Consider the following 21,151-nt stretch of genomic DNA (forward strand, 5'->3'; position numbering starts at 1 on the left):
AAAGGTTGTCCTTTTTACATATTGCTTGTATGGAAGCTAAATGATACGTGGTCTTGCACAGGGATCCAAGCACCAATTCCTTGCTGCGTTACGTTTTGAATAACGATCTCTCTTTTACCGCCTTTTAATACGATATACACTTCTCCGTACGTAACACGCCCTCTTTCATTTACCGCTGGAACATAACTGTGTAAATACCCCACTTGTTTTGGTGATACATGGTACACATTCGACTTCTTTGTACCTGCTCCAACAGCCGTTTGGAACGACAATGGAAGCTTCGACTTTTCTGCCGCTGAGATCAGCATCATCTTTTGAACCGCTTCACTATTAGGAATAGAAGCTGTCAGTCCGCCGCTTACTTTTTTATGTGCGGTTTGGTTGTAATATAATTTTGCAACTGATTTTGCCCCTCTATTATCTAAACGGTTCGTGTTGATCTTTTGATGTTCCCAGTTCACCGTAGTCTCCGTGGACTGATAAGATAACGGCCATTGACCTAAGTAAATTTTTGCACGATACCAAAAAGCTACTTTTGAAGCATTAATGCTTGACTCATTAAGCAGTCGGATCAAATCTGGATTTGTAATCGGTACATCCGACGTTTTAAGCATCGCTTTAGCTAGCTTGCTCGGCTCCAAGTACGGAAGATCTTGTGCAGAGTTCGGATATGTGTTTTCTTTAGATATGCTAAGAACAGAACTAGGCATTTTTATATCTGCTTTTGGAGCAGCTTTTTCTATCTTCTCTGTTTTTTCTGCCGGCTTTTGTTCTGGCTGCTGTTTTGTCTTCTCTGCTGCAAGTGCTGTATTCGTCAATACAAAAAGCATAACAAATATAATAATAAAAATTCTTCTTTTCATAACATCCTCCTTTACCCTATTTTTTTCTATCCCTCAAAATTTATCCATGCTGGACCTCTGGATTACTTCGGGTATTGTTGGAAAATAAAAACACCCCGATTTCTTAAGAACCGAGGTGTTGCTTATCGTTTATGCTATAATTTCAAAGCTTTCTGTAACGTTTATGCTATCTTTAACAGATTGAACCATGGAACAATTTTTTCTTGTTACTTTTAACGCTTTTTCAACTTTTTCTTGAGAGAGTTCTCTTCCTTTAATCACAAAGTGAAGATGGATGTCTGATACTCTGTTCGCTTCGTCTTCCACTCTTGTTACCTTAGCTTGTACGCTGATATCTTCATAAGACATTCTCATACGCTCTAGAACTTTTCGTAAAACTCCCCGCTGCAGACAGCTACAGAAGAAACAAGTAATTGAAACGGTCTGTATCCATAATCCGCATCACCGCTGATCTGAAGCGTTCCATATTCTACAGAAGTCTCAAAGCCTTTTTCGGTCATTTTAAATTCCAAAATTACGCATCTCCTCTAATGAAGTTTATACTCAACTTTTTACAAGTTCCATTGTACAATGGTTTTAGTTTGTTTTGAAAAGGAGATGCTCATGCAGCTTTCAACGTATAGATTCTCAGTTTTAGTCAGCATCGTTTTTATTTCCGGTTTTGCCCAAGGAATGCTACTTCCTTTGATCGCGGTTATTTTCGAACAAGATGGAACGTCCGCTTCGTTAAACGGCTTCCATGCAACCGCTCTTTATATCGGTATTCTGATCGCTTCTCCTTTATTGAGAAGCCGCTTAGAAAATTTGGCTATAAGCCGCTCATACTAGCAGGACTTCTGGCTGTAATCCTGTGTTTTGCTATGTTTCCTGTTTGGAAAGTATTTTGGTTTTGGTTTGTGTTAAGACTCTTGATTGGTATTGGAGATCATATGCTACATTTCTCTACCCAAACTTGGATTACTTCGAACAGCCCTGAAAATAAGAGAGGACGAAATATCTCTTTATACGGTATCGCATTTGGAGCAGGGTTTGGGATCGGACCGCTTATGACAAAAATGCTAGAGATTAACGAGAACCTTCCTTTTTGGCTCGCAGCTGGTCTTTGTTTGATTTCTTTTATCTTAATGACAACGATTCGTAACGAAAGACCTGAGAATGAATCAGCACGGACTGCAGGTGTAACAGCGATTGACCGTTATAAAGATGTGTTCAAACTCGCTTGGGTCTCTTTGCTGCCGCCATTTGCTTACGGCTTTTTAGAAGCTACACTGCACGGCTCTTTCCCAGTCTTTGCTCTTCGAAACGGAATCAGCCTCGATTGGGTAGCTGTGCTATTGCCAGCATTTGTATTAGGAAGCCTCGTCTTTCAACTGCCTTTAGGTATACTCAGTGACAGATTGGGACGAAAACCCGTTCTTATCTTCTCTTTCGTATCAGGGTTCTTTTCGTTTTTGGCAACATATTGGAGTATGAATTCCTTTTGGGTTCTTTTAACTCTGTTCTTTTTATCAGGAATGTTCGTCGGTTCCATGTTTTCACTCGGCATTGCCTACATGAGCGATCTGCTGCCTAAATATCACCTTCCTGCAGGAAATATTTTAGCTGGAATTAGTTTCAGCATCGGAAGTATGGCTGGTCCATTGATCGGAGGTAGTTTCATCAGCTCGTTTGAAGGCGGCGCTTTTGTGTTTGCGATCTGCGGGATGTTATTCATTCTTTGTTTACCTATTCTTTTCATGAAAAATAATCCACAAACCGCTCTAGCGTCCAAATCTGCGTAGAAAATAATTTTTTCTTTTTACTCCATATTATGAAAGCAGGAACTTTGACTTTAGTTGAGCAATCTTTAAACTAGAATTAGATGACTACACTATTTTTAAACAATAAGGAGTAGATTTTGTATGATGAGATTACGTTCGGATATGCCAGAACTAAGCGGTGCGACAGAGTGGATCAATGGAGAAGTTTCTAAAAGCGATCTAATTGGAGATAAACCAACTCTTATTCACTTTTGGTCTGTGAGCTGCGGTTTATGTAAGGAAGCAATGCCTAACATTAATCAATTTCGTGATGATTACAAAGATGAGCTGAATGTTATCGCTGTTCACATGCCTCGTTCTGAAAAAGACTTGGATATCAACCAAATTAAAGAAGTAGCAGCTGAACACGATATTACACAGCCGATCTTTGTCGATAATGACCATGCTTTAACCGATGCATTCGAAAACGAGTATGTACCAGCTTATTACGTTTTTGATGCAGAAGGAAAGCTTCGTCACTATCAAGCTGGCGGAGACGGAATGAAGATGCTTACAAAGCGTGTTAACCGTGTGTTAGGAAAAGAAACAAAATAAACATGCAAAAAACCGGGCGGCTGCCCGGTTTTTATTGTTTTAGATTAAGTAATTTCTTATTACTGATGTTTTTTAATAATAGACTTTTTTCTTAAAGATTGTTGCTTTTGACATTTCTATTCTCAACATTTGCAAGTTGATTGGAGCGCAAGGTGCGAGACTCCTGCGGGACAAGCGGTCAGGTGAGACACTTAAGAGTGAAACGTACGAATGTGGCTCACCGCCTGCCCCGCGGAAAGGGAGCAACCTGGAGCGGAAATCAACCACTTCCTAAAGCAACAAAGCATAATCTTTATCTAAAAGCTCGCTCAAAAAACGAAACAATAATGCTAAAAACTTATAAACAAATAGCCCTGTCATTGCGCCTATTCCGTTTAAAAGAATGTCATCAATATCAAAGATACGTTTTGCATATTCATATTGCAGTACTTCGATCAAAAAGCTCGTACCGAAACCGAGTACAAACATGAATCGCCACGAATTAAACACACGGAATATTAAAGGCAGCAAAAGACCAAAAGGCAAAAACAGTAATACATTTCCGATAATGTTTTTAAAAATAAGCCAATAATCATGACTTCTCCACATCAGCCTAATGCTATCGAATAAAACAAGATTGGCTGATTTTCCATACACATACTCGTTGAACGAGAAAAGCGTAGCCTTTATAAGAACGGCAAAGTACACAATAAAAAGAAGTGCACCTAAAATACTAAATATCACTCTAACTTTTTTCATGCTGCCTTTCTCCTGCCTTTATAAAAGAAATTCCCATAAGTGCCTTTTTAGTGTAACACGCAAAGCTCTTAAGGAGATACAGGTAAAAGACACAAACTTTTCTCCAGTAAATTTCTACATTTTAGGCTGTCGTTTTTTTACGTGCCTTTTTTACAACAAAGAACAAAATGATGATTACAACAATAATTCCAGCCACCGGCAGCATATATTCTTCTGCCTTTGCTCCAACATCTTTCCACTGAGGTCCAAATTGTTTTCCAAGATAGATGTAGAATGCTGTAATTGGAAACATCGCAATAAACGTGTAGATCGAAAAGACCCAAACATTCATCTTAGCCATGCCACATGGTACGGAAATCGTTGTTCTGACCCCTGGGAGAAAACGTCCAAAAAAGCTACCCCTGCACCATATTTATCAAAAAAGCGGTCTGCCGCATCGATTTCTTTTTCTTTAATAAACACATATTTACCGTATTTGATTAAAAACGGTCTGCCCCCATAACGACCTAAAGCATAGAGGGTAAGAGGTCCAAATGTGCCTCCAACCGTTCCAGCCAGGACGGCAAGCCAATAATTCATATCACCTTCATATACCCAAAACCCTGCAAGCGGTAAAACAAGCTCTGCTGGGACAAATTCAAATGTAAGTGCAATAACTAATCCTAAATACGAAAATTGTTTTAAGAACTCAATAAATGAGAGAATAAGTTCTTCCATCTTATCGCCCTCCCTTTCTGCTTAAGCATAACGAGGAACATTATAACACATGTATGATCACCTCATAAACATTTCGGAAAACCGTTCAAAAACTTGTACTTTTTACTTTTAGGCACTGTAACAAAAACACACAAAAAAAGCCGCCCTATTTTAGGACAGCTTTTTGACTAATCGCTTAGATTAATGAAAGTCATTCTTTTTGTTCGAAGATTTGCTCGTTTTGTGCTGACTGTCATTTTTGTTGTTCTTATTGTTGTGGGTCTGTTTGTTGCTTTTTCCCATATCAATAATACCTCCTTAACGATAAGGTATTATTAGCTTTTCCTAGGATTCAGCCTTTAACAAGCCCCTTTTCTTGGCAAAATCAATTTTAAATTTGTGAAAGGTCGCATTAAGCACACCACCCGATAATAAGACGATACCCGTCAGATAAAACCACAGCATCAGAACAATGATGGCACCGATACTTCCATAAGTAGCTGAATAATTGCCAAAATGATCAACATAAAACGCGAAACCGAATGATACGATCTGCCATAAGAAAGTAGCAACAAGAGAACCGTACCATATTTCACTATATTTCAGTTTTTTGCATGGAGCGAGATAATAAAGAACAGAAACTACCGTAGAAATAATGAGGAAACTAATCAACCATCTAAGCACTCCCCAGATTTGTAAAAACTCATCGCTTAATCCTAAATAAGAAAAAGCAGCATTCCCAAGCATCTTACCGAAAACCGGGAAAATCAATGCAATAATAAAAGCAAAGATCACACCAAACGTTAAAAAGATTGCTAGCAGCCTTGTTTTAATAAAGCTTCGGCATTCTTCTACCCCATATGCTTCATTAAGTGTTTTAATTACAGCATTTATTGCATTAGACGCTGACCAAATGGTAGCTAAAATCCCAATCGACAAAAGCCCTCCACTCCTGCCTTCTAATACGGCAAGTAAATTTTCCCTTACAGAGTCCATGGCTTCTGCCGGCACAAAATGCTCTAGTAGATCCAGCGCTTCAGCTGGTTCAATAAAGAATGCTCCTAATGTTAACAAGAAGATCAGAAAAGGAAAAAGGGAGAGCAGAAAATAATACGCAAGCTGTGCTGCAAGCCCTGTTACATCTCCTCTTTGGAAACCATGCATGAACTCGATTCCGAACGATTTAGCTTTCATGTTTTTAAGTATATGCCATAACGTCAATGTTCCTCTCACCCCTAACGTATTTGTATAGTCCCTTTATCATTCCCTTTCATAAGGGGTATAAAAACTTTTTTAGGATAAGTTTATAATTTTTTATAATGGGTAACTTAAGAATAATTCCATATTACAACACACAAAAAAAGGAGGAATTTTACATGAGTTTATTATGGGCACTTATAATTGGAGGAATCATCGGTTGGTTAGCAGGTCTTTTAACAGGACGTGACGTACCAGGCGGAATCATCGGTAACATCATCGCAGGTTTTGTTGGTGCATGGTTAGGTGGATTATTATTAGGTGATTGGGGACCAATGGTAGCAGGATTTGCAATCATTCCAGCTATTATCGGTGCAATCGTAGTCGTACTTATCGTAAGCTTTATCATGCGCAGCATGCGTAGCCGTGCATAATAAGAATTACTAGGACATAACCATTACGTAAAGAAAAGCTGGTTCAAGTTGATCGAATACGATCTTCCTGAACCAGCTTTTTATTTGTATCTCTTTTATAAAGAATCTTTGTTTATGCATCTCTTTTCTATTCTCATCATAGCAAGTTGATTGGAGTGCAAGGTGCGAGACTCCTGCGGGACAGGCGAGCAGGTGAGGCACTTAAAAGTGAAACGTACAAATGTGGCTCAACGCCTGCCCCGCGGAAAGCGAGCGCCTGGAACGGAAATCAACCACTTCCAAGAGCAACAATGAATGCGAAAACAGCTTTCTTTATTATTTTAAAATCTCTTTTTAAACACATAACTGGGTTTTTCATAATGCATTTTTTCTTCATAAAAACGGTGAGCATCCAAACGGTTAACATTAGAACTCAAAGCAACACAATTACAATTATTTTGAAGAGCATACGACTCTAAAAATGCTAGCAGTTCTTCGCCGTATCCCTTTGATCGTTCCTCTGAATCTGTAATGAGATCATACAAATAAACATGTTTTCCGTCATAGAAATTTGTAAGGATTGCAAAGCCAGCCAATGCGACAATCTTACCTTCATGAAAATTAGCAAATAACGTATAGCCTTCTTTTTGCATTTGAAGAAACAGCTCATAAAATAAGTCTTCTGAAAGATGTGTCCGAAGCTGATTCATTACCGGAAACGCCTCACGTACTTCGTGTTCTAGCGATAACTGCCTGATCTCTCCCATATCATTTCCTCCGTTTATAGTGACTCTCTATTTTTAATTTCAATTAATAATCTCTCACAACCTGCTGTTACAAGGTCATAAACTTCTTGAAAGTTACCAGTGAAGTATGGATCTGGAACATCTTCATACTCATTTTCAGGTACAAAATCCAAGAGCCTTGCGATCATCCCTGTCTTTGATTGACCAGCCATCTTGTGCATATTGCCGATGTTTTCAGCGTCCATGCTGATAATATAATCATATTGAGTAAGATCATTGGTTTTAACCTGACGCGCTTTTTGACCTTCATATGAGATTTGATTTTCTTGTAAAATGTTCCTCGTACCTTCATGAGGAGGTTCGCCAACATGCCAGTTCCCTGTACCAGCCGAATCAATAGAAATGACCTCAGATAGCCCTTCTTTTTTTACAAGATCCCGTAAAACAGCTTCAGCCATTGGGGATCGGCATATATTCCCTAAACATACAAAGAGTACTTTAATCATGAATCATACCCCTTTCGTCTTACTTTTAAAGGTATAACAATTTCATCCAATAATAAAGGGAAAATATACACAAAAAGAAAACCAGGCTGATCCAACCCGGTTTTATTTGTTCTATTAACTATGCTTTTAAATTTAGTCCTTTTTAATTGTGTTTGTTGAGAAGCCGTACGCATCGTGGAAAGAATTTGAAAGACAGGTCATTTTAAAAGTTCTTCTCTAAAAATCTGCGCTCTCGGTCTTTCTATTCTCTTCCCTGATAAGTTGATTGTAGTAGAAGGTGGGAGACTCCTGCGGGACAGGTGGGCAGGTGAGACACTTAAGAGTGAAACGTACGAATGTGGCTCACCGCCTGCCCTGCGGAAAGCGAGCACCTGGAACGGAAATCAACTACTTTCTAAAGCAACAAAGAATACGAAAACAGCCATTTTAAATTAAGCCAGATAAGCTTCTCGAACAGACTCGTTTGTAATGAGTTCATTTCCTTGACCTGCCATCACAATTTCACCCGTTTGGAGAACATATCCGCGATGAGCGATCTGCAAAGCTTGGAAAGCATTTTGTTCAACTAAAAGAATCGTCATCCCTTCTTTATTTAAGTCACTGATAATATCAAAGATTTGTTCCACAATGACTGGTGCTAAGCCCATTGAAGGTTCGTCAAGCAACAAAAGGCGTGGCTTAGACATTAGAGCCCGGCCCATCGCGAGCATCTGCTGCTCACCACCGCTCATTGTTCCTCCTTTTTGGGTTAAACGTTCTTTCAGTCGTGGAAAGTAGTCAAAGACCTGTTCCATTCGATCTTTTATTACTTTCTTATCTTTTACAATAAAAGCACCCATCTCAAGATTTTCTTTTACCGTTAATCTCGGGAAAATTCTTCTGCCTTCAGGAACATGGGCAATTCCAGTTTGAGCCGTAATATGAGCAGGCTGTTTAGAAATATCTTTTCCTTCATAAATCACGGAACCTGTTTTCGGCAGAACCTGACCGCTGATCGTTTTTAATGTTGTGGATTTTCCTGCACCATTGGATCCGATTAATGTAACGATTTCCCCTTTTTCAACAGAGATGCTAATTCCCTTTAGCGCATGAATACCACCGTAAAATGTGTTTACATCTTTTAATTGCAGAATACTCATCGTTTTCCTCCTTACGCTGGTGTTACGGCACTTTTTCCAAGATAAGCTTCAATCACCTTTACATTGTTGCGGATTTCGGCAGGCTTTCCTTCAGCGATCTTTTCACCATGATCCAATACAAAAATTTGTTCGGAAATTTCCATAACAAGTTTCATATCATGCTCGATTAAAACAATCGTTACATCTAGATCTTCTCTCATACGGTGGATAAACTCTGTTAGTTCACGTGTTTCTCTTGGGTTCATCCCAGCCGCTGGCTCATCCAAGAGAAGCAGTTTTGGTTTCGTTGCAAGAGCTCGGGCAATTTCCAGCCTGCGCTGTGCTCCATATGATAAATTTTGAGCATCTTCATTCAGGTGCTTCGCCAGTCCGACATATTCAAGCCAATGATACGCCTCCTCCTGTGCGCGTTTCTCTTCCTCCCGAACTTTCTTTGTTTGAAAAAGAGTACCTACAATTCCTGCGTTCATTTGTTTATGCAGTCCTACCATCACATTTTCGAGGACCGTTATGTTTGAGAAAAGCCGGATATTCTGAAACGTTCTTGCTATTCCTTGCCTTGCAATAGCATGAGGTTTCATTCCGATTAATGACGTTGATCCGAGCTGCACATTCCCCTTATCAGGCTGATAGACACCTGTGATTAGATTAAAGAAAGTAGTTTTCCCCGCTCCATTCGGACCAATAACAGCTGTGATCGAGCCTTTTTCAACCGTAATATCAACAGAATTAACAGCAACGAGACCGCCAAATTGTTTTGTTAGATTACTGACTGTAAGTATAGACATACTATCCTGCCCCCCTTATGCTTGAAATCCTTTATCAGGTTCAACCGTAATCTTTTCTTTTCTGTGCTTTTCAGAACCCTCTTTTAAAGACTCCTCATCGAACACAGGATTTTTCGCAGGAATTAATCCTTGAGGACGATAGATGGCAAATACAATCAGAATTGCACCAAAGATAAAACGCTGCATTTTAGCAGGGGCGAGTGCTTCTGGGAAACTGATTACACCATCCAGACTCAATTGATTTAAGTAATTCGTCACTTCTGTGAGCACCTGCAGATTCAGGATTGTAATTACAGCTGCACCTAGGATAACGCCTGGCACACTGCCCATTCCTCCTAAGATAACCATTACTAGGATCGTGATTGATTCAAGTAATGTAAAGCTCGTAGGGTCAACAAACGTTTGTTTCGCCGCAAATACAACCCCCATCATTCCTGAAAAAGAAGCCCCGATTGCAAATGCTAATAGCTTCGTCCGCACGAGATGAATCCCCATAGATTGTGCGGCAATTTCATTCTCCCTAACCGCTTTCCAAGAACGGCCGATTTTAGAAAACTCAAATCTTCTAACAGCCAGAATAACGAGGAACAAGATAGCAAGAACGATAAAGTAGAATTGGTTTGGATAAACAAACTGATATCCGAATATTTCTGGCGGTTTAACAGACGCTAAGCCCATTGCTCCGTTTGTAATATTTACAGGCTTATCAAGGTTGTTGAATACAATTCTGATAATCTCTCCAAACCCAAGCGTAACGATAGCCAGATAGTCTCCTTTTACACGAAGTACAGGAATTCCTAATAAGACTCCGAAAAGTGCAGCTACAAAACAGCCGATTAAAATAAAGATCCAAAAGCTTTCACCTGATAGTGGGAACGTTCCGAACGGCATAAAGTTAGCAGCTTGTCCTGTTGCAAAGATTCCATACGTATAAGCCCCAATCGCAAAGAAAGCGACGAACCCGAGATCCAGTAAGCCTGCTAAACCAACTACAATATTAAGTCCCAATGCCATCGCCACATAGATTCCAACGACTGTTGCTACCTCCATGTAAGATTGGTAGCCTGGTCCAGTACTAGATACAAAGGGAATGACCCCAATCAACACGACACCCGCAATCAGCCATTTTAAGCGGTCTGGTAATTCTGTATAGTACAGAAGCAATAATGAGAGTAGAAGCAAAAGAAATGCTGTAACTGAGGCTTGAGCAAGATACAGGCTCAACGAAGTTACCAATACATAAAGGACGAGCAGAATAATTTGTGCCAGCTTGTTGCCTTTTAATTTACTTGTCAGCTTTTGCATGGCTCTTCACCTACACTTTCTCAGTAACTGCTTTGCCAAACAGTCCTTCTGGTTTAAAAATCAATACGATAATTAAGATTGCAAATGCAAATACATCTTTATATTCAGCACCAAAGATGCCGCCTGTTAAAAGCTGCAGATTTGCTGCTGCAAACATTTCTAAAATACCTAACATAAGTCCACCGGCCATGGCCCCACGAATATTTCCGATTCCTCCGAGAACAGCGGCCGTAAATGCTTTTAATCCTAAGATAAAGCCGATATACGGGTCGATCGTTCCATACTGAACAGCAAACAGAACTCCCGTTGCTCCACCAAGTGCAGAGCCGATAAAAAAGGTTAAAGAAATGACTTTGTTCACATTAATTGACATAAGCGAAGCCGTTTCACGATCTTGAGCTACCGCTCTCATCGCCATGCCCCATTTTGTTTTATTTACGAAAAAGTCTAACCCAATCATCATGATGACAACGGCAATGATCAGGATCAATGTCGATGTTTTAAAGAACGCATCACTGAACGAAGAAGAAATACTTGAAAATTTAATAGAAAATTGCTCATTGAACATAGATGGACCCGTCAGAATATAGTTTCCTCTCTTATATTCTGTAATGAAACGTACGAGGTCCTGGAGCAAAAACGAGACACCGATTGCTGAGATCAGCGTAATAAGTTTAGGCGAATTCCGGAGTGGCCTGTATGCCATCCGCTCAATGCCAACACCCATGAAACCCGTTAGAATTGATGTAACAACGAGCACGAGAATTAAGGCGAGAATGGCAGGCATTGCGGCTAACCAGCCCATTCCTGTCATGAGAATCAACATCGCAACCCCAATAAATGCGCCTGTCATAAAGATTTCACCGTGAGCGAAATTGATTAGTTCCAATATTCCATAAACCATCGTATAACCAAGGGCAATTACTGCGTATATTGCACCAAGAGCTATTCCATCTACGAGTACTTGAGGCAGACTTTGTAAAATGTCAGCTAACATAAATATTCCTCTCTTTCACGTCTGGGGAGTATATGTAAAAAAGAAGAGGGATATGGCCTTTAGGGTCATTCCCTCTCTTGTAAACATAGGTTTACTTACTGATTTCGCCTTCTTGAACTCCTGGATATTTAGCTTCACTGAACTTGTAGATGTAAACTTTTGCGAACTTGTTATCACCGATGTCATCAAAGCCAACTTTTGTAACAACACCTTGGAAGTCTTGAATCTTACGGATTTCTTCTGCTACTTTTTCACGTGCTGGAAGATCTCCATCGCTTCCTTCAATCGCTGCCTCTAGACCTTTTAATAGAACGCTCATAGAATCATAGCCGTAAGCCGAGTAGGATTCTACGTTTTTGTTGAACTTCTCTTTGTATTTAGAAGAGAAATCTTTCCCTTCTGTTGTTTTGCTCGCATCAGCGGCTACAGATGTGTAGTATACGTTCTCTACAGCGTCGCCTGCGATCTCAACAAGCGTCGAAGAATCCATTCCGTCTCCGCCCATGAAAGGAATATCGATCCCTTTATCACGTGCTTGTCTGATTAACTGACCACCTTCCGTATAAAGTCCGCCAAAGAATACTAGGTCAGGTTTCTTAGACAATACTTGTGTAAGTACACCGTTAAAGTCTTTCTCACCAACGGTAATTCCTTCGTAACCAAGAATTTCAGCTCCAGCATCTTCAGCTGCTTTTTTGAAGGCATCTGCAAGTCCTGTTCCATAAGCTGTTTTGTCCTGGATAACAAATATTTTCTTAGCTCCTAATTTATTAATTGCAAAGTCTGCACCTGCAGGACCTTGGAAATCGTCACGTGCTACAATACGGTTTACTGTTTTAAGTCCACGATCTGTTACCTCCGTTGCGGTATTCGCTGGAGAGACCATAGGAACTTTATACTTTTCATAAACTTCAGATGACGGGATGGATACGCCAGAATTCAAGTGGCCAACTACCCCAAGGATCGATTTATCTGAACCGATAAGCTGTGCGTTGGCAACACCTTTTTTAGGATCTGCTTGATCATCATATGGCTGAAGCTGAAGCTTGTACCCTAAGTCTTCAAACTTCTTCTTATTTTCTTCCAATGCAAGTTGCGCACCAAGCTTAATAGATTCACCAAGTGTTGCACTACCGCCTGATAAAGGAGTTTGTGTTGCGATTTTAATTACTTTGCCGCTTCCTCCCCCACTGCTTCCTTCTGATCCTCCAGAAGCATTACAGCCTGCCAAAAGTCCTAGTGATAATGCAGAAGCTGCCAATACTTTTAACCCTCTCTTAATCCCCACCTAAAATCCCCCTTGTATGAATATTTTGATAATTTCTACTATTTAAAAAAATAGTACATGAATATGAGAGAATAGACAACTAAATTTTAGAAAAAATAGATTATTTATATTAAATTTAAAAGTTTTCCCTAATATTCAACATATTTCTTTGTTGTTTTCCAGATCTAGAACTAAAGTAGTAAATAAAAAAGATTCACTGAGATGGTCAGTGAATCTTGATAGAATTCTTTATTTATTTACTAGAATTTTCACATGATACTTTCGTTTACGAGGTCCGTCGAACTCACAAAAGTAAACGCCTTGCCACGTTCCTAAGAGAAGCTTGCCGTTTTGGATGAATACAACTTGTGATGAACCTACAGTACTTGCCTTTAAGTGAGAAGCAGAGTTTCCTTCTGCATGACGATACTTTGGATGTTCCCACGGATATACTTCGTCCAATCGCATGAGCATATCTGACACAACATCCGGATCTGCATTTTCATTGATTGTAATTCCTGCTGTTGTATGCGGACAGTATATGTACATTACCCCTTCGTTCACGCGCTGTTCCTCGAGATATGCCTGCAGTGTACTCGTAATCTCATACATTTCATCTCTTTGGTGGGTTTGGATCGTAAAAACTTGAGACAATTTTATCCCTCCTCTATCTTCTTAATTTGATAGCTCGGTATGAAAATCCTTTTAAAAAATTTTATATCTAATGATATTTGCCAGCTAACGTGAATATATTTCATTTAATGTGAAATTTTTTCAATTAACGTGAAATTAATTTTAAATGTTCGATTTAGATGTACATTATTAACGTTTGTTCTTTTCAAGTAGACAAGAAATATATTATGAAGAAAAAAAGAAGAATGACCCCACTTATCGGAGTCATTCCTTTTCCATACCTTCTATTTTCGATGAACACGCGTGCGGTCACCCGCGATTTTTTTCCACTTCGCTCTTTCAGCAAGTGCTAACTTTTGATCCTCTTTTCGAGCAAAGTATGCTAACTCACGCTGTAATTTTAAATAACTATTGTAACGCTCTTCGTTCAGCTCGCCATTTTCAATAGCTTCCTGCACTCTGCATCCCGGTTCATTGTGATGAGTACAGTCACGGAAACGGCATTGTTCTGCAAACCCTTCAACGTCTTGAAAACTATGGCTTAAGCTGTTATCACCTTCCCACAGCTGCAGTTCTCTCATTCCCGGAGTATCAATTAAAATGCCTCCATTATCAAGTACGAGCAGTTCGCGGTGAGTAGTCGTATGCTTCCCTTTGCCATCTTCTTCACGAATAACGTTTGTTTTTAATACCTCTGAACCAAATAGTCTATTCGCAAGCGTCGATTTGCCAACACCCGAAGAACCTAACAGGGCGACTGTTTCTCCCTCAGTAATATAAGAGGAAAGAGCTTCAAGTCCTGTTCCTGTTTCAGCACTTACCGCAAATGTAGGAACACCAAAAGCGATCGTCTCTACTTCATCTATATATTTCTGTATGTCTTCACAAAGATCCGCTTTACTTAGCACGATAACAGGAGTTGCTCCGCTTTCCCAAGCCATCAATAGATAGCGTTCGAGTCTGCGCAGATTAAAGTCTTGGTTTAGTGCATTTACTAAGAAAACAGTGTCTACGTTAGTTGCTACAATCTGCTCATCTGTTGTGAGTCCAGCTGCTTTTCTGGAAAACTTGCTCTTTCGCGGCAAGATTCCGTGAACATATGCTTTTCCTTCTTGCGGAATGGCCTGAACAGCAACCCAGTCTCCAACCGCTGGGAAGTCATGTCGTCCCGTGGCGTTAAAACGAATTTTCCCTGTGATTTCTCCTAGCAATTCACCATGTTCAGTAAGAACGGTGTATAGCCCTTTATGTTCTACGCTAATTCTACCTGGAATTAGATTAAGATTTTCATATGCTTTAAATGATTCTTCAAATGTTTGATTCCAACCTAGTGATTTTAAATTCAATGTAATACCCTCCGAATAAATGTTGTCAATTTTATTTTTTATAAAAGAAAAAGAACCTATCTCCTTAGGTTCTTTACAAAAAGATGGGTACACAAATACCCCTTCTTCATATAAAAAACCATGGCACTGTGTGTACAGCCCATGGTTAAATGACAAATTTAAACGAAGAAAAATAGTAGCAAACGTTAATTGCTGCTCTTCATTGTCCCAATAGGCTGTACATGAAATACACTCTCTGACGTCAATCCATTAAGTTGTCTCATCATACATCCCTCCTTGGGTTTCATTAAAATTACTTACTTTACTTCTCCACTATAGCAGTATATGCATAATTTGTAAATAGATGCATATTTTTCATTTTGAAACCGAAGCTCCTTTGTATCCTGTAATGATCCGTTTAATCATGGCGATATCCATATTTAAAGGTTTAGCATCAATCTCTTTTAGTAATTGCTGCGTGTTTGCGTCATCAAATGTAATGTTTCGATTTAGATAATTTTTATATACATCGATAACACCGTTTAAAAGATTTTCCTCTTCGTTTAAAAACGGTTCATAATCGTACGGAGCAAGTTTAAAGAGCTCGAGCCCTGCCTTATTTCTCATGATTTCAAAAACATCAGCACTTAGTGGCGGATGGCTATTTGTAATATGGTATATGTTATTTTCTCGTCCCTTTTTCAGGACTCCTGACAGAACATCTGCCACATAATCAACCGGTACAAGATTTTGTGTACTATCTTCTTCACAAAGCAAGTGAAACACGCGATTGCCGATCCCTTTGCGCTGAAATCTCTTCTTAAATACTTCAAGGCTTCTAAGCAAACCGTACAACGTGAACTTGGAGTCTGCTTCCCCTGTTTCCGAGTCACCAATTATGATTGCCGGTCTTAAAATCGTAACATTAAAGCAATCTTTATACTCCATACATAGATGTTCAGCTTTACATTTACTCTCTTCGTAAGGGTTGTTAAAGTTATTGTCTAAGGCATGCAATTCTTCTTTTGCAGACTCTTCCTTACCAAGTGTATAAGCTGTGCTTACATAATAGAATTGTGAAACGCCCATTTTCTTTGCAGCATGGAGTGCATGGTGTGTTCCTGTATAATTTATTTGAAAAAGTTCATCTTTAAGATCCAAATCAAATTTCACAAGAGCAGCCATGTGATAAAACGCATCGATTTTACCAGCAAGCTCTTGTTCTGTATCTTCAGTCATACCTAAGTGAGGGAGTGTAATATCCCCTTGAATAATATGAATATCGCCGTTCAATTCAGCCGTCTTCAAAAGAAGCTGTTCAGCTTTTTGTAAGTTTCGCGCCAACACATAAAGAGAATGACCTTCACGTGCCAAGTTTTGAATTAAGCGACCACCTAAAAAACCAGTTGCTCCGGTAAGAAAAATATTCATTAAGCCGTTCCTTCCTATTCCTATATCAGCATACTTCTCCTATATAGTAACACAACATCACATCTATGGTGCCGGTTTCATGAGATATGCAGGATATAGCAAAAAATAAAGCTGCTATCAAAGCAGCCTTATTTTTCATCATCTGGTTTTGCTATATTAACAGCGGGCATCTCACTATTCATGTAATCAGTAGGATGGCCATCACTTTGATTTTCATCATAAAAATAGGCATTGATTTCCTGCTCTGCATGAGCAGTTGGATCTTCATATCGTTTACTATTCTTTTCTGCGTGGTCCACAGCTACTCTTCCTTTCCGCATGTTTCACAAGCTTTAAATACTTCTTCATATTGTAATGTTTCATTAGCATCGAATGTGTGGTTGCAGAATTGGACAACTCCATTCTGGTCAATAACAAAGCATGATCGAATGGCAGTGCCATCTTCTTCGTTTAATACACCAAACTGTTTCGTTACTTTCTTGTGCCAATCTGCTAAAAGTGGGTACGGGAGGGTTCCAAGTGCTGCAGCAAATACATTATGGGAATAAATATGATCAACACTGATCGCGAGCACTTCTGTATTGGCATCTTTAAAGCGTTGGTAATCCTCTTTCCAAGAGGTTATTTCCTTTATTCAGCCAGGTGTGAAGTCCAGGGGATAAAAAGCCACAAGGACATTTTTCTTTCCTCTAAAGTCTGATAACGAAATATCTTTTTTTAATGTGGATGGCAATGTGAATTCAGGTGCTTGATCACCCTTTTTTAACAATTAACCCACCTCCTTGCATCATAAGAATATACTTCCCCGATCACAAAAAGAAAACGTTGGAATATTTAGTAATTGCGTGGTGATGTCTAAAAAGCTGAAGACTCATAAATACCACTTCAAGACTTATAAATTTTTTAAGGACTTATAAAAAAATTTGAAGACGCATAAATTTTTCCGAAGACTTATAAAAGAATAGTTCAGTACAAAAAAGCCAGGGACCGCGAATCCCTGACTTCATTTTTACTATTTTGCTTCAGTTTCTACTATGATTTCAACTGTTTGTTCCGTTGTATCTTCTTCAGTTGCAGGTACTTCAACAACTTCTGAAGCATCTTCTTCTAAAACATCTTCAACTGCTAAAATTGCCGCGTTGATCGCTGCATGAAACTTTGCATTTTCAGAAGCGTGCTCAGCTGCTAATGAACGAATTTTGTTCAAAAGAGCAGAAACTTCTTCTTCAGTTGCTGGTGCTTCTTCAGTTACTTCTTCTTCAGTCGTTGTTTCTTCAGTTGCCGGAGCTTCCTCAGTTACTTCTTCTTCAGTTGTTGTTTCTTCAGTTGCTGGAGCTTCTTCAATTACTTCTTCTTCAGTCGTTGTTTCTTCAGTTGCTGGAGCTTCTTCAATTACTTCTTCTTCAGTCGTTGTTTCTTCAGTTGCTGGAGCTTCTTCAGTTACTTCTTCTTCAGTCGTTGTTTCCTCAGTTGCAGGAGCTTCCTCAGTTACTTCTTCTTCAGCTGGTACTTCTTCTGTAGCTTCAGCATGTACAGCAGCGTTTGGTGCAGCATGCAATTTCGCGTTTTCACTTGAACGCTCAAATGCATTAGAGTTCATTTTGTTTTGAAGAGATTTGTTTTCTTTTACTTCTGTTTCTTCTTCAACAACTTCTTCAGTAGCTGGTGCTTCTTCCGTTACTTCTTCCTCAGTTGTTGTTTCCTCAGTTGCCGGAGCTTCTTCAGTTACTTCTTCCTCAGTTGTAGTTTCTTCAGTTGCCGGAGCTTCCTCAGTTACTTCTTCCTCAGTTGTAGTTTCTTCAGTTGCCGGAGCTTCCTCAGTTACTTCTTCCTCAGTTGTAGTTTCTTCTTCAGCTGGTACTTCTTCTGTTGCTTCAGCATGTACAGCAGCGTTTGGTGCAGCATGCAATTTTGCGCTTTCACTTGAACGCTCAAATGCATTAGAGTTGATTTTGTTTTGAAGAGATTTGTTTTCTTTTACTTCTTCAACTTCTTCAGAATCTTCTTCGTCAGAATCGTCATCCTCTTTAACTGCATCTTCGTCAGCAATTACATCTGTTTGATCTTCTTTTTTAACTGGATTATCTTCATTTTCCTCTTGAACAGCTTTGTCTTCTGAATCTTCATCGTCTTCTTTGACAACTTCTTCGTCTGAGTCAACATCAGAATCTTCATCGTTGCGAGTAGCGTCCTCATCTTCAGTCACTGTATCATCAGTTTTACCTTCTTCAGTATCTGTTTCAGGAATTTCGATTTCAATTACTTCTTCCTCAACAGGCACTGTAACTTCTTCTGTTGGCTCTTCAGTTACAGGTTCTGTTACAACTGGCTCTTCTGTTTTAGTTGGTACAGCATGAACCGCTGAGTTTGGAGCAGCGTGCTTCTTTGCATTTTCACTTGCATGTTCAGCTGCTTGAGAATGACTCTTGTCTTTCGCAGGTTTTACAGGCTTTTCAGCTTTTACTGGTTTAGCCGTTTTTTCAGCTTTAACCGGTTTTTCAGCTTTAGCAGGCTTTTGAACCTTTACAGTTACCTTAGCTGGTTTTGCAAGATTCTCATCCTTAGCTTGTACATTTCCTTGAGATGCTTTTGCGTTCTGAACAGCAATTGCTTTCTCAGATTTATGACCAGCCGCTTCAGCAGCACCTGTTCCTACGACTGCTGCAAGAGTTAATGTTCCAGCAAAAACTAAAGATTTTACAAATGTACGGTTGACTTTTTTCATTATAATTCGCTCCTTAAATTTTCAGATAGTTGTTTTACATCACACAATCTTTTTGAAAAATTAAAGAGCTTTTTCCGGCGGCTTTGATGGCGGTGCGTTCACCCATTGACTTCTCAAGAGGTCCATTCTGTTAAAATACACAGAAACCTTTTCACTTTCAGCAAAGATCAACGGCAGAACTAAATTAGCTTTAACATTAGCTAGAGACGCTGTCCCTGTCCCACCATCTGAGTTTGTGGATGAATGGGACGACCCTTGTCCTGATGTCGCAGGAATTGCCTTAGAATCTTGTTGTTTTGGAACTGGTTTAAATGGCAGCTTCTGAGGAAGTTTAGACACAGCCTTTTTCTGATGCATCTGTTTAACTTTCTCATTCTTTAAAACGCCATTCTCCCTTTGTTCCTTAACTGTTTCTTTAGGCAATTCTGTTTTGGTTAAAGGTGATTTTCTATGTATGACTTTTGTTGTTTCAGCCTGTTTAACTTGAGGCTGCTTTATTGGAACATTCTTTTCAGATTGTCTTTGAGGAACTGATTTTTTTATCCCGCTTGAGTTCTTTGTATGCTGAACAGTTTTCTGTTTCGAAACACCAGCTGGATTCGCTTGCCTAACTTCAGAACTCCTTTCAGAACCTTTAGAGTCAGGTCTATTAACATCAGCTTTCTTATGATTAACTTCAGAAGGCTGTGTTTTCGATTCTTTCTCTGGTTGTTTTGTCGTTTGTTCTGGAATTTGTTCTTTTGCTTTTCCTTGTTGGACGGCTGGTTGATCATTTTGTTCAGCAGCTGGATTGCGTTTCGCTGCAGTTTCCTTTTCAGCAAAAACTTCTGCAGGTATAAAAAGGACGGCACCCGCGATCAAACCCTGCATAATGAGGTTTGGTATTCGCATAATTTCACCTCCCTTCTTTCAACTATATAATACATCCATTTCATGAAATATTTGTCGGTCTTTGTCCAAAATAGTCAATCTTTCCTAAACAAGCCAATATTTCAAATGAAAGCAAGAGGAACTTTGTCTTAAAAATGTTTTCGTATTCATTGTTGCTTTTGAAAGAAGTTGATTTTCGTTTCAGGCTGCTCGCTTTCAGCGGGGAGGAGTCTCCCACCTTCTACTACAACCAACTGTTCAAAGAAGACAAAAAAAGATTTAAAAGCAATAATACAACAGCCTTTAGAAAAGAATCTAAAACATAGACGTATAGAGTTGTTTATGAAACTTTAATGGTAAAATATCGTATATTTCATTTAGAAGGGTAAAGGAGGTTTTTTTATGAGAAGTGCAAATCCTGCTTTAAAAGGTTCAACTTTTGATAAATTTAGAGGAACATCTTTTAGTAAAAGAATGACATTGTCAGGAACAGTATATAAGACGTTTATTTTGCTGATTGTATTGATGGCAACAGCGATATTTACATGGTACCAATATCATTTAGGAAATCCTGTCGGCCATTATATCGCTATCGGTATCATTGGAGGACTCGTTACAGCTTTGATCGTGGCTTTCATTCCTAAAACCGCTCCTTTGCTTGCACCGGTTTACGCAGCGTTGGAAGGCCTGGCTGTCGGGGGAATATCAGCAAGCTTTGAGTCTCAATTTAACGGAATTACATTGCAAGCTGTAGCCTTAACATTCGGGACTTTGTTTGCCTTACTGCTTGCCTATATGTTCAGGATTATTAAAGTGACTCATAACTTTCGATTGATTGTTTTCTCAGCAACAATGGGGATTATGCTTGTTTACCTTACTAGCTTTATCTTAGGCTTTTTCAGAATGAGTGTACCTTATCTTCATAGTACAGGTCCGATTGGTATAGGAATTAGCTTATTCATCGTCGTTATCGCCGCACTGAATCTTGTACTTGATTTTGACTTTATTGAATACGGGGCAGATCGAGGTGCACCTAAGTATATGGAGTGGTACGGAGCATTCGGGCTTATGGTCACACTAATCTGGCTGTATTTTGAAATCTTACACTTGCTCGCTAAATTAAGAAGCCGTTAAAAAAAGAAGCCATATTCGGCTTCT

24 protein-coding genes and 2 pseudogenes are annotated in these 21,151 nt (G+C 39.3%); 7 read left to right on the top strand and 19 right to left on the bottom strand.

What is annotated here, in order from left to right:
• Positions 1-14 precede the first annotated feature (14 nt).
• The gene (locus ACEWFH_RS20800; protein ID WP_473725501.1) at positions 15-863 is read right to left on the bottom strand and encodes a YfkD family protein; all 849 of its coding nucleotides are present in this window, start codon (positions 861-863) and stop codon (positions 15-17) included.
• A 129-nt stretch (positions 864-992) separates the two neighbouring features.
• Positions 993-1,375: pseudogene (locus ACEWFH_RS20805) on the bottom strand (OsmC family protein).
• Between the two features lie 91 nt (positions 1,376-1,466).
• Here ACEWFH_RS20805 and ACEWFH_RS20810 point away from each other — a divergent pair.
• From ACEWFH_RS20810 to ACEWFH_RS20820, 3 genes are all read left to right on the top strand, one after another.
• Positions 1,467-1,691 (top strand): hypothetical protein, encoded by a 225-nt coding sequence (locus tag ACEWFH_RS20810; protein ID WP_473725502.1) that lies wholly within the window; start codon positions 1,467-1,469, stop codon positions 1,689-1,691.
• Positions 1,685-2,644, top strand: coding sequence for an MFS transporter (locus tag ACEWFH_RS20815; protein WP_473727383.1), 960 nt, complete (start codon positions 1,685-1,687; stop codon positions 2,642-2,644). Before ACEWFH_RS20810 ends, ACEWFH_RS20815 begins: the two co-directional genes overlap by 7 nt.
• 123 nt (positions 2,645-2,767) lie before the next feature.
• Positions 2,768-3,217, top strand: coding sequence for a TlpA disulfide reductase family protein (locus ACEWFH_RS20820; RefSeq protein ID WP_289497699.1), 450 nt, complete (start codon positions 2,768-2,770; stop codon positions 3,215-3,217).
• 270 nt (positions 3,218-3,487) lie between these two features.
• Here ACEWFH_RS20820 and ACEWFH_RS20825 read toward each other — a convergent pair whose 3' ends face one another.
• The 3 genes and pseudogenes from ACEWFH_RS20825 to ACEWFH_RS20835 all read right to left on the bottom strand — a co-directional run bounded on the left by ACEWFH_RS20825 (position 3,488) and on the right by ACEWFH_RS20835 (position 5,872).
• On the bottom strand, positions 3,488-3,955 hold the full coding sequence (locus ACEWFH_RS20825) for a VanZ family protein (protein ID WP_473725503.1): 468 nt from the start codon (positions 3,953-3,955) through the stop codon (positions 3,488-3,490).
• A 121-nt stretch (positions 3,956-4,076) separates the two neighbouring features.
• Positions 4,077-4,672, bottom strand: a pseudogene (locus ACEWFH_RS20830) (DedA family protein).
• Between the two features lie 324 nt (positions 4,673-4,996).
• Complete coding sequence (locus ACEWFH_RS20835) at positions 4,997-5,872, bottom strand: YihY/virulence factor BrkB family protein (protein ID WP_473725504.1); 876 nt, start codon at positions 5,870-5,872, stop codon at positions 4,997-4,999.
• A 155-nt stretch (positions 5,873-6,027) separates the two neighbouring features.
• Between ACEWFH_RS20835 and ACEWFH_RS20840 the strand changes: the two genes are divergently transcribed.
• Positions 6,028-6,282: a GlsB/YeaQ/YmgE family stress response membrane protein gene (locus ACEWFH_RS20840; RefSeq protein WP_289497129.1), complete on the top strand. Its 255-nt coding sequence runs from the start codon at positions 6,028-6,030 to the stop codon at positions 6,280-6,282.
• Between the two features lie 162 nt (positions 6,283-6,444).
• Positions 6,445-6,576: a hypothetical protein gene (locus ACEWFH_RS20845; protein WP_473725505.1), complete on the top strand. Its 132-nt coding sequence runs from the start codon at positions 6,445-6,447 to the stop codon at positions 6,574-6,576.
• A 26-nt stretch (positions 6,577-6,602) separates the two neighbouring features.
• Here the strand turns inward: ACEWFH_RS20845 and ACEWFH_RS20850 are convergent, their stop codons facing one another.
• Together ACEWFH_RS20850 and ACEWFH_RS20855 are read right to left on the bottom strand one after the other, a co-directional pair.
• Positions 6,603-7,028, bottom strand: a complete 426-nt coding sequence (locus ACEWFH_RS20850) for a GNAT family N-acetyltransferase (RefSeq protein WP_473725506.1) — start codon at positions 7,026-7,028, stop codon at positions 6,603-6,605.
• A 14-nt stretch (positions 7,029-7,042) separates the two neighbouring features.
• On the bottom strand, positions 7,043-7,513 hold the full coding sequence (locus ACEWFH_RS20855; RefSeq protein WP_473725507.1) for a low molecular weight protein-tyrosine-phosphatase: 471 nt from the start codon (positions 7,511-7,513) through the stop codon (positions 7,043-7,045).
• Positions 7,514-7,790: 277 nt separating this feature from the next.
• On the opposite strand from ACEWFH_RS20855, the gene ACEWFH_RS20860 reads away from it, so the two are divergent.
• On the top strand, positions 7,791-7,943 hold the full coding sequence (locus tag ACEWFH_RS20860) for a hypothetical protein (RefSeq protein ID WP_473725508.1): 153 nt from the start codon (positions 7,791-7,793) through the stop codon (positions 7,941-7,943).
• 1 nt (position 7,944) lies between these two features.
• Here ACEWFH_RS20860 and ACEWFH_RS20865 read toward each other — a convergent pair whose 3' ends face one another.
• The 12 genes from ACEWFH_RS20865 to ACEWFH_RS20920 all read right to left on the bottom strand — a co-directional run bounded on the left by ACEWFH_RS20865 (position 7,945) and on the right by ACEWFH_RS20920 (position 20,014).
• Entirely contained in the window at positions 7,945-8,652 is a 708-nt protein-coding gene (locus ACEWFH_RS20865; protein ID WP_473725509.1) for an ABC transporter ATP-binding protein, read from the bottom strand.
• Positions 8,653-8,663: 11 nt separating this feature from the next.
• Positions 8,664-9,440: an ABC transporter ATP-binding protein gene (locus ACEWFH_RS20870; protein WP_473725510.1), complete on the bottom strand. Its 777-nt coding sequence runs from the start codon at positions 9,438-9,440 to the stop codon at positions 8,664-8,666.
• A gap of 15 nt (positions 9,441-9,455) precedes the next feature.
• On the bottom strand, positions 9,456-10,745 hold the full coding sequence (locus tag ACEWFH_RS20875; protein ID WP_473725511.1) for a branched-chain amino acid ABC transporter permease: 1,290 nt from the start codon (positions 10,743-10,745) through the stop codon (positions 9,456-9,458).
• A gap of 10 nt (positions 10,746-10,755) precedes the next feature.
• Entirely contained in the window at positions 10,756-11,742 is a 987-nt protein-coding gene (locus tag ACEWFH_RS20880; protein ID WP_473725512.1) for a branched-chain amino acid ABC transporter permease, read from the bottom strand.
• Between the two features lie 91 nt (positions 11,743-11,833).
• Positions 11,834-13,030: a branched-chain amino acid ABC transporter substrate-binding protein gene (locus ACEWFH_RS20885; RefSeq protein WP_473725513.1), complete on the bottom strand. Its 1,197-nt coding sequence runs from the start codon at positions 13,028-13,030 to the stop codon at positions 11,834-11,836.
• A gap of 228 nt (positions 13,031-13,258) precedes the next feature.
• Complete coding sequence (locus ACEWFH_RS20890; protein ID WP_473725514.1) at positions 13,259-13,663, bottom strand: secondary thiamine-phosphate synthase enzyme YjbQ; 405 nt, start codon at positions 13,661-13,663, stop codon at positions 13,259-13,261.
• A gap of 263 nt (positions 13,664-13,926) precedes the next feature.
• On the bottom strand, positions 13,927-14,988 hold the full coding sequence (rsgA, locus tag ACEWFH_RS20895; protein WP_473725515.1) for a ribosome small subunit-dependent GTPase A: 1,062 nt from the start codon (positions 14,986-14,988) through the stop codon (positions 13,927-13,929).
• Positions 14,989-15,342: 354 nt separating this feature from the next.
• Complete coding sequence (locus ACEWFH_RS20900) at positions 15,343-16,398, bottom strand: SDR family oxidoreductase (RefSeq protein WP_473725516.1); 1,056 nt, start codon at positions 16,396-16,398, stop codon at positions 15,343-15,345.
• Between the two features lie 128 nt (positions 16,399-16,526).
• Positions 16,527-16,697 (bottom strand): hypothetical protein, encoded by a 171-nt coding sequence (locus ACEWFH_RS20905; RefSeq protein WP_473725517.1) that lies wholly within the window; start codon positions 16,695-16,697, stop codon positions 16,527-16,529.
• 2 nt (positions 16,698-16,699) lie between these two features.
• Entirely contained in the window at positions 16,700-17,167 is a 468-nt protein-coding gene (locus ACEWFH_RS20910) for a redoxin domain-containing protein (protein WP_473725518.1), read from the bottom strand.
• A 243-nt stretch (positions 17,168-17,410) separates the two neighbouring features.
• Positions 17,411-19,123, bottom strand: coding sequence for an RNA polymerase sigma factor (locus ACEWFH_RS20915; protein WP_473725519.1), 1,713 nt, complete (start codon positions 19,121-19,123; stop codon positions 17,411-17,413).
• Positions 19,124-19,183: 60 nt separating this feature from the next.
• Positions 19,184-20,014, bottom strand: a complete 831-nt coding sequence (locus tag ACEWFH_RS20920; protein WP_473725520.1) for a hypothetical protein — start codon at positions 20,012-20,014, stop codon at positions 19,184-19,186.
• A 381-nt stretch (positions 20,015-20,395) separates the two neighbouring features.
• Here ACEWFH_RS20920 and ACEWFH_RS20925 point away from each other — a divergent pair, with 381 nt between their 5' ends.
• The gene (locus ACEWFH_RS20925) at positions 20,396-21,127 is read left to right on the top strand and encodes a Bax inhibitor-1/YccA family protein (RefSeq protein ID WP_473725521.1); all 732 of its coding nucleotides are present in this window, start codon (positions 20,396-20,398) and stop codon (positions 21,125-21,127) included.
• Positions 21,128-21,151 lie beyond the last annotated feature (24 nt).

The organism is Fictibacillus sp. EA-CB0309 (assembly GCF_055814265.1).

Excerpts from the sequence above, each read along its gene's own strand:
- ACEWFH_RS20800 (WP_473725501.1), bottom strand. The coding sequence starts at position 863 with ATGAAAAGAAGAATTTTTATTATTATATTTGTTATGCTTTTTGTATTG.
- ACEWFH_RS20810 (WP_473725502.1), top strand. The coding sequence starts at position 1,467 with ATGCAGCTTTCAACGTATAGATTCTCAGTTTTAGTCAGCATCGTTTTT.
- ACEWFH_RS20820 (WP_289497699.1), top strand. The coding sequence starts at position 2,768 with ATGAGATTACGTTCGGATATGCCAGAACTAAGCGGTGCGACAGAGTGG.
- ACEWFH_RS20825 (WP_473725503.1), bottom strand. The coding sequence starts at position 3,955 with ATGAAAAAAGTTAGAGTGATATTTAGTATTTTAGGTGCACTTCTTTTT.
- ACEWFH_RS20840 (WP_289497129.1), top strand. The coding sequence starts at position 6,028 with ATGAGTTTATTATGGGCACTTATAATTGGAGGAATCATCGGTTGGTTA.
- ACEWFH_RS20850 (WP_473725506.1), bottom strand. The coding sequence starts at position 7,028 with ATGGGAGAGATCAGGCAGTTATCGCTAGAACACGAAGTACGTGAGGCG.
- ACEWFH_RS20855 (WP_473725507.1), bottom strand. The coding sequence starts at position 7,513 with ATGATTAAAGTACTCTTTGTATGTTTAGGGAATATATGCCGATCCCCA.
- ACEWFH_RS20865 (WP_473725509.1), bottom strand. The coding sequence starts at position 8,652 with ATGAGTATTCTGCAATTAAAAGATGTAAACACATTTTACGGTGGTATT.
- ACEWFH_RS20870 (WP_473725510.1), bottom strand. The coding sequence starts at position 9,440 with ATGTCTATACTTACAGTCAGTAATCTAACAAAACAATTTGGCGGTCTC.
- ACEWFH_RS20875 (WP_473725511.1), bottom strand. The coding sequence starts at position 10,745 with ATGCAAAAGCTGACAAGTAAATTAAAAGGCAACAAGCTGGCACAAATT.
- ACEWFH_RS20880 (WP_473725512.1), bottom strand. The coding sequence starts at position 11,742 with ATGTTAGCTGACATTTTACAAAGTCTGCCTCAAGTACTCGTAGATGGA.
- ACEWFH_RS20900 (WP_473725516.1), bottom strand. The coding sequence starts at position 16,398 with ATGAATATTTTTCTTACCGGAGCAACTGGTTTTTTAGGTGGTCGCTTA.
- ACEWFH_RS20915 (WP_473725519.1), bottom strand. The coding sequence starts at position 19,123 with ATGAAAAAAGTCAACCGTACATTTGTAAAATCTTTAGTTTTTGCTGGA.
- ACEWFH_RS20920 (WP_473725520.1), bottom strand. The coding sequence starts at position 20,014 with ATGCGAATACCAAACCTCATTATGCAGGGTTTGATCGCGGGTGCCGTC.
- ACEWFH_RS20925 (WP_473725521.1), top strand. The coding sequence starts at position 20,396 with ATGAGAAGTGCAAATCCTGCTTTAAAAGGTTCAACTTTTGATAAATTT.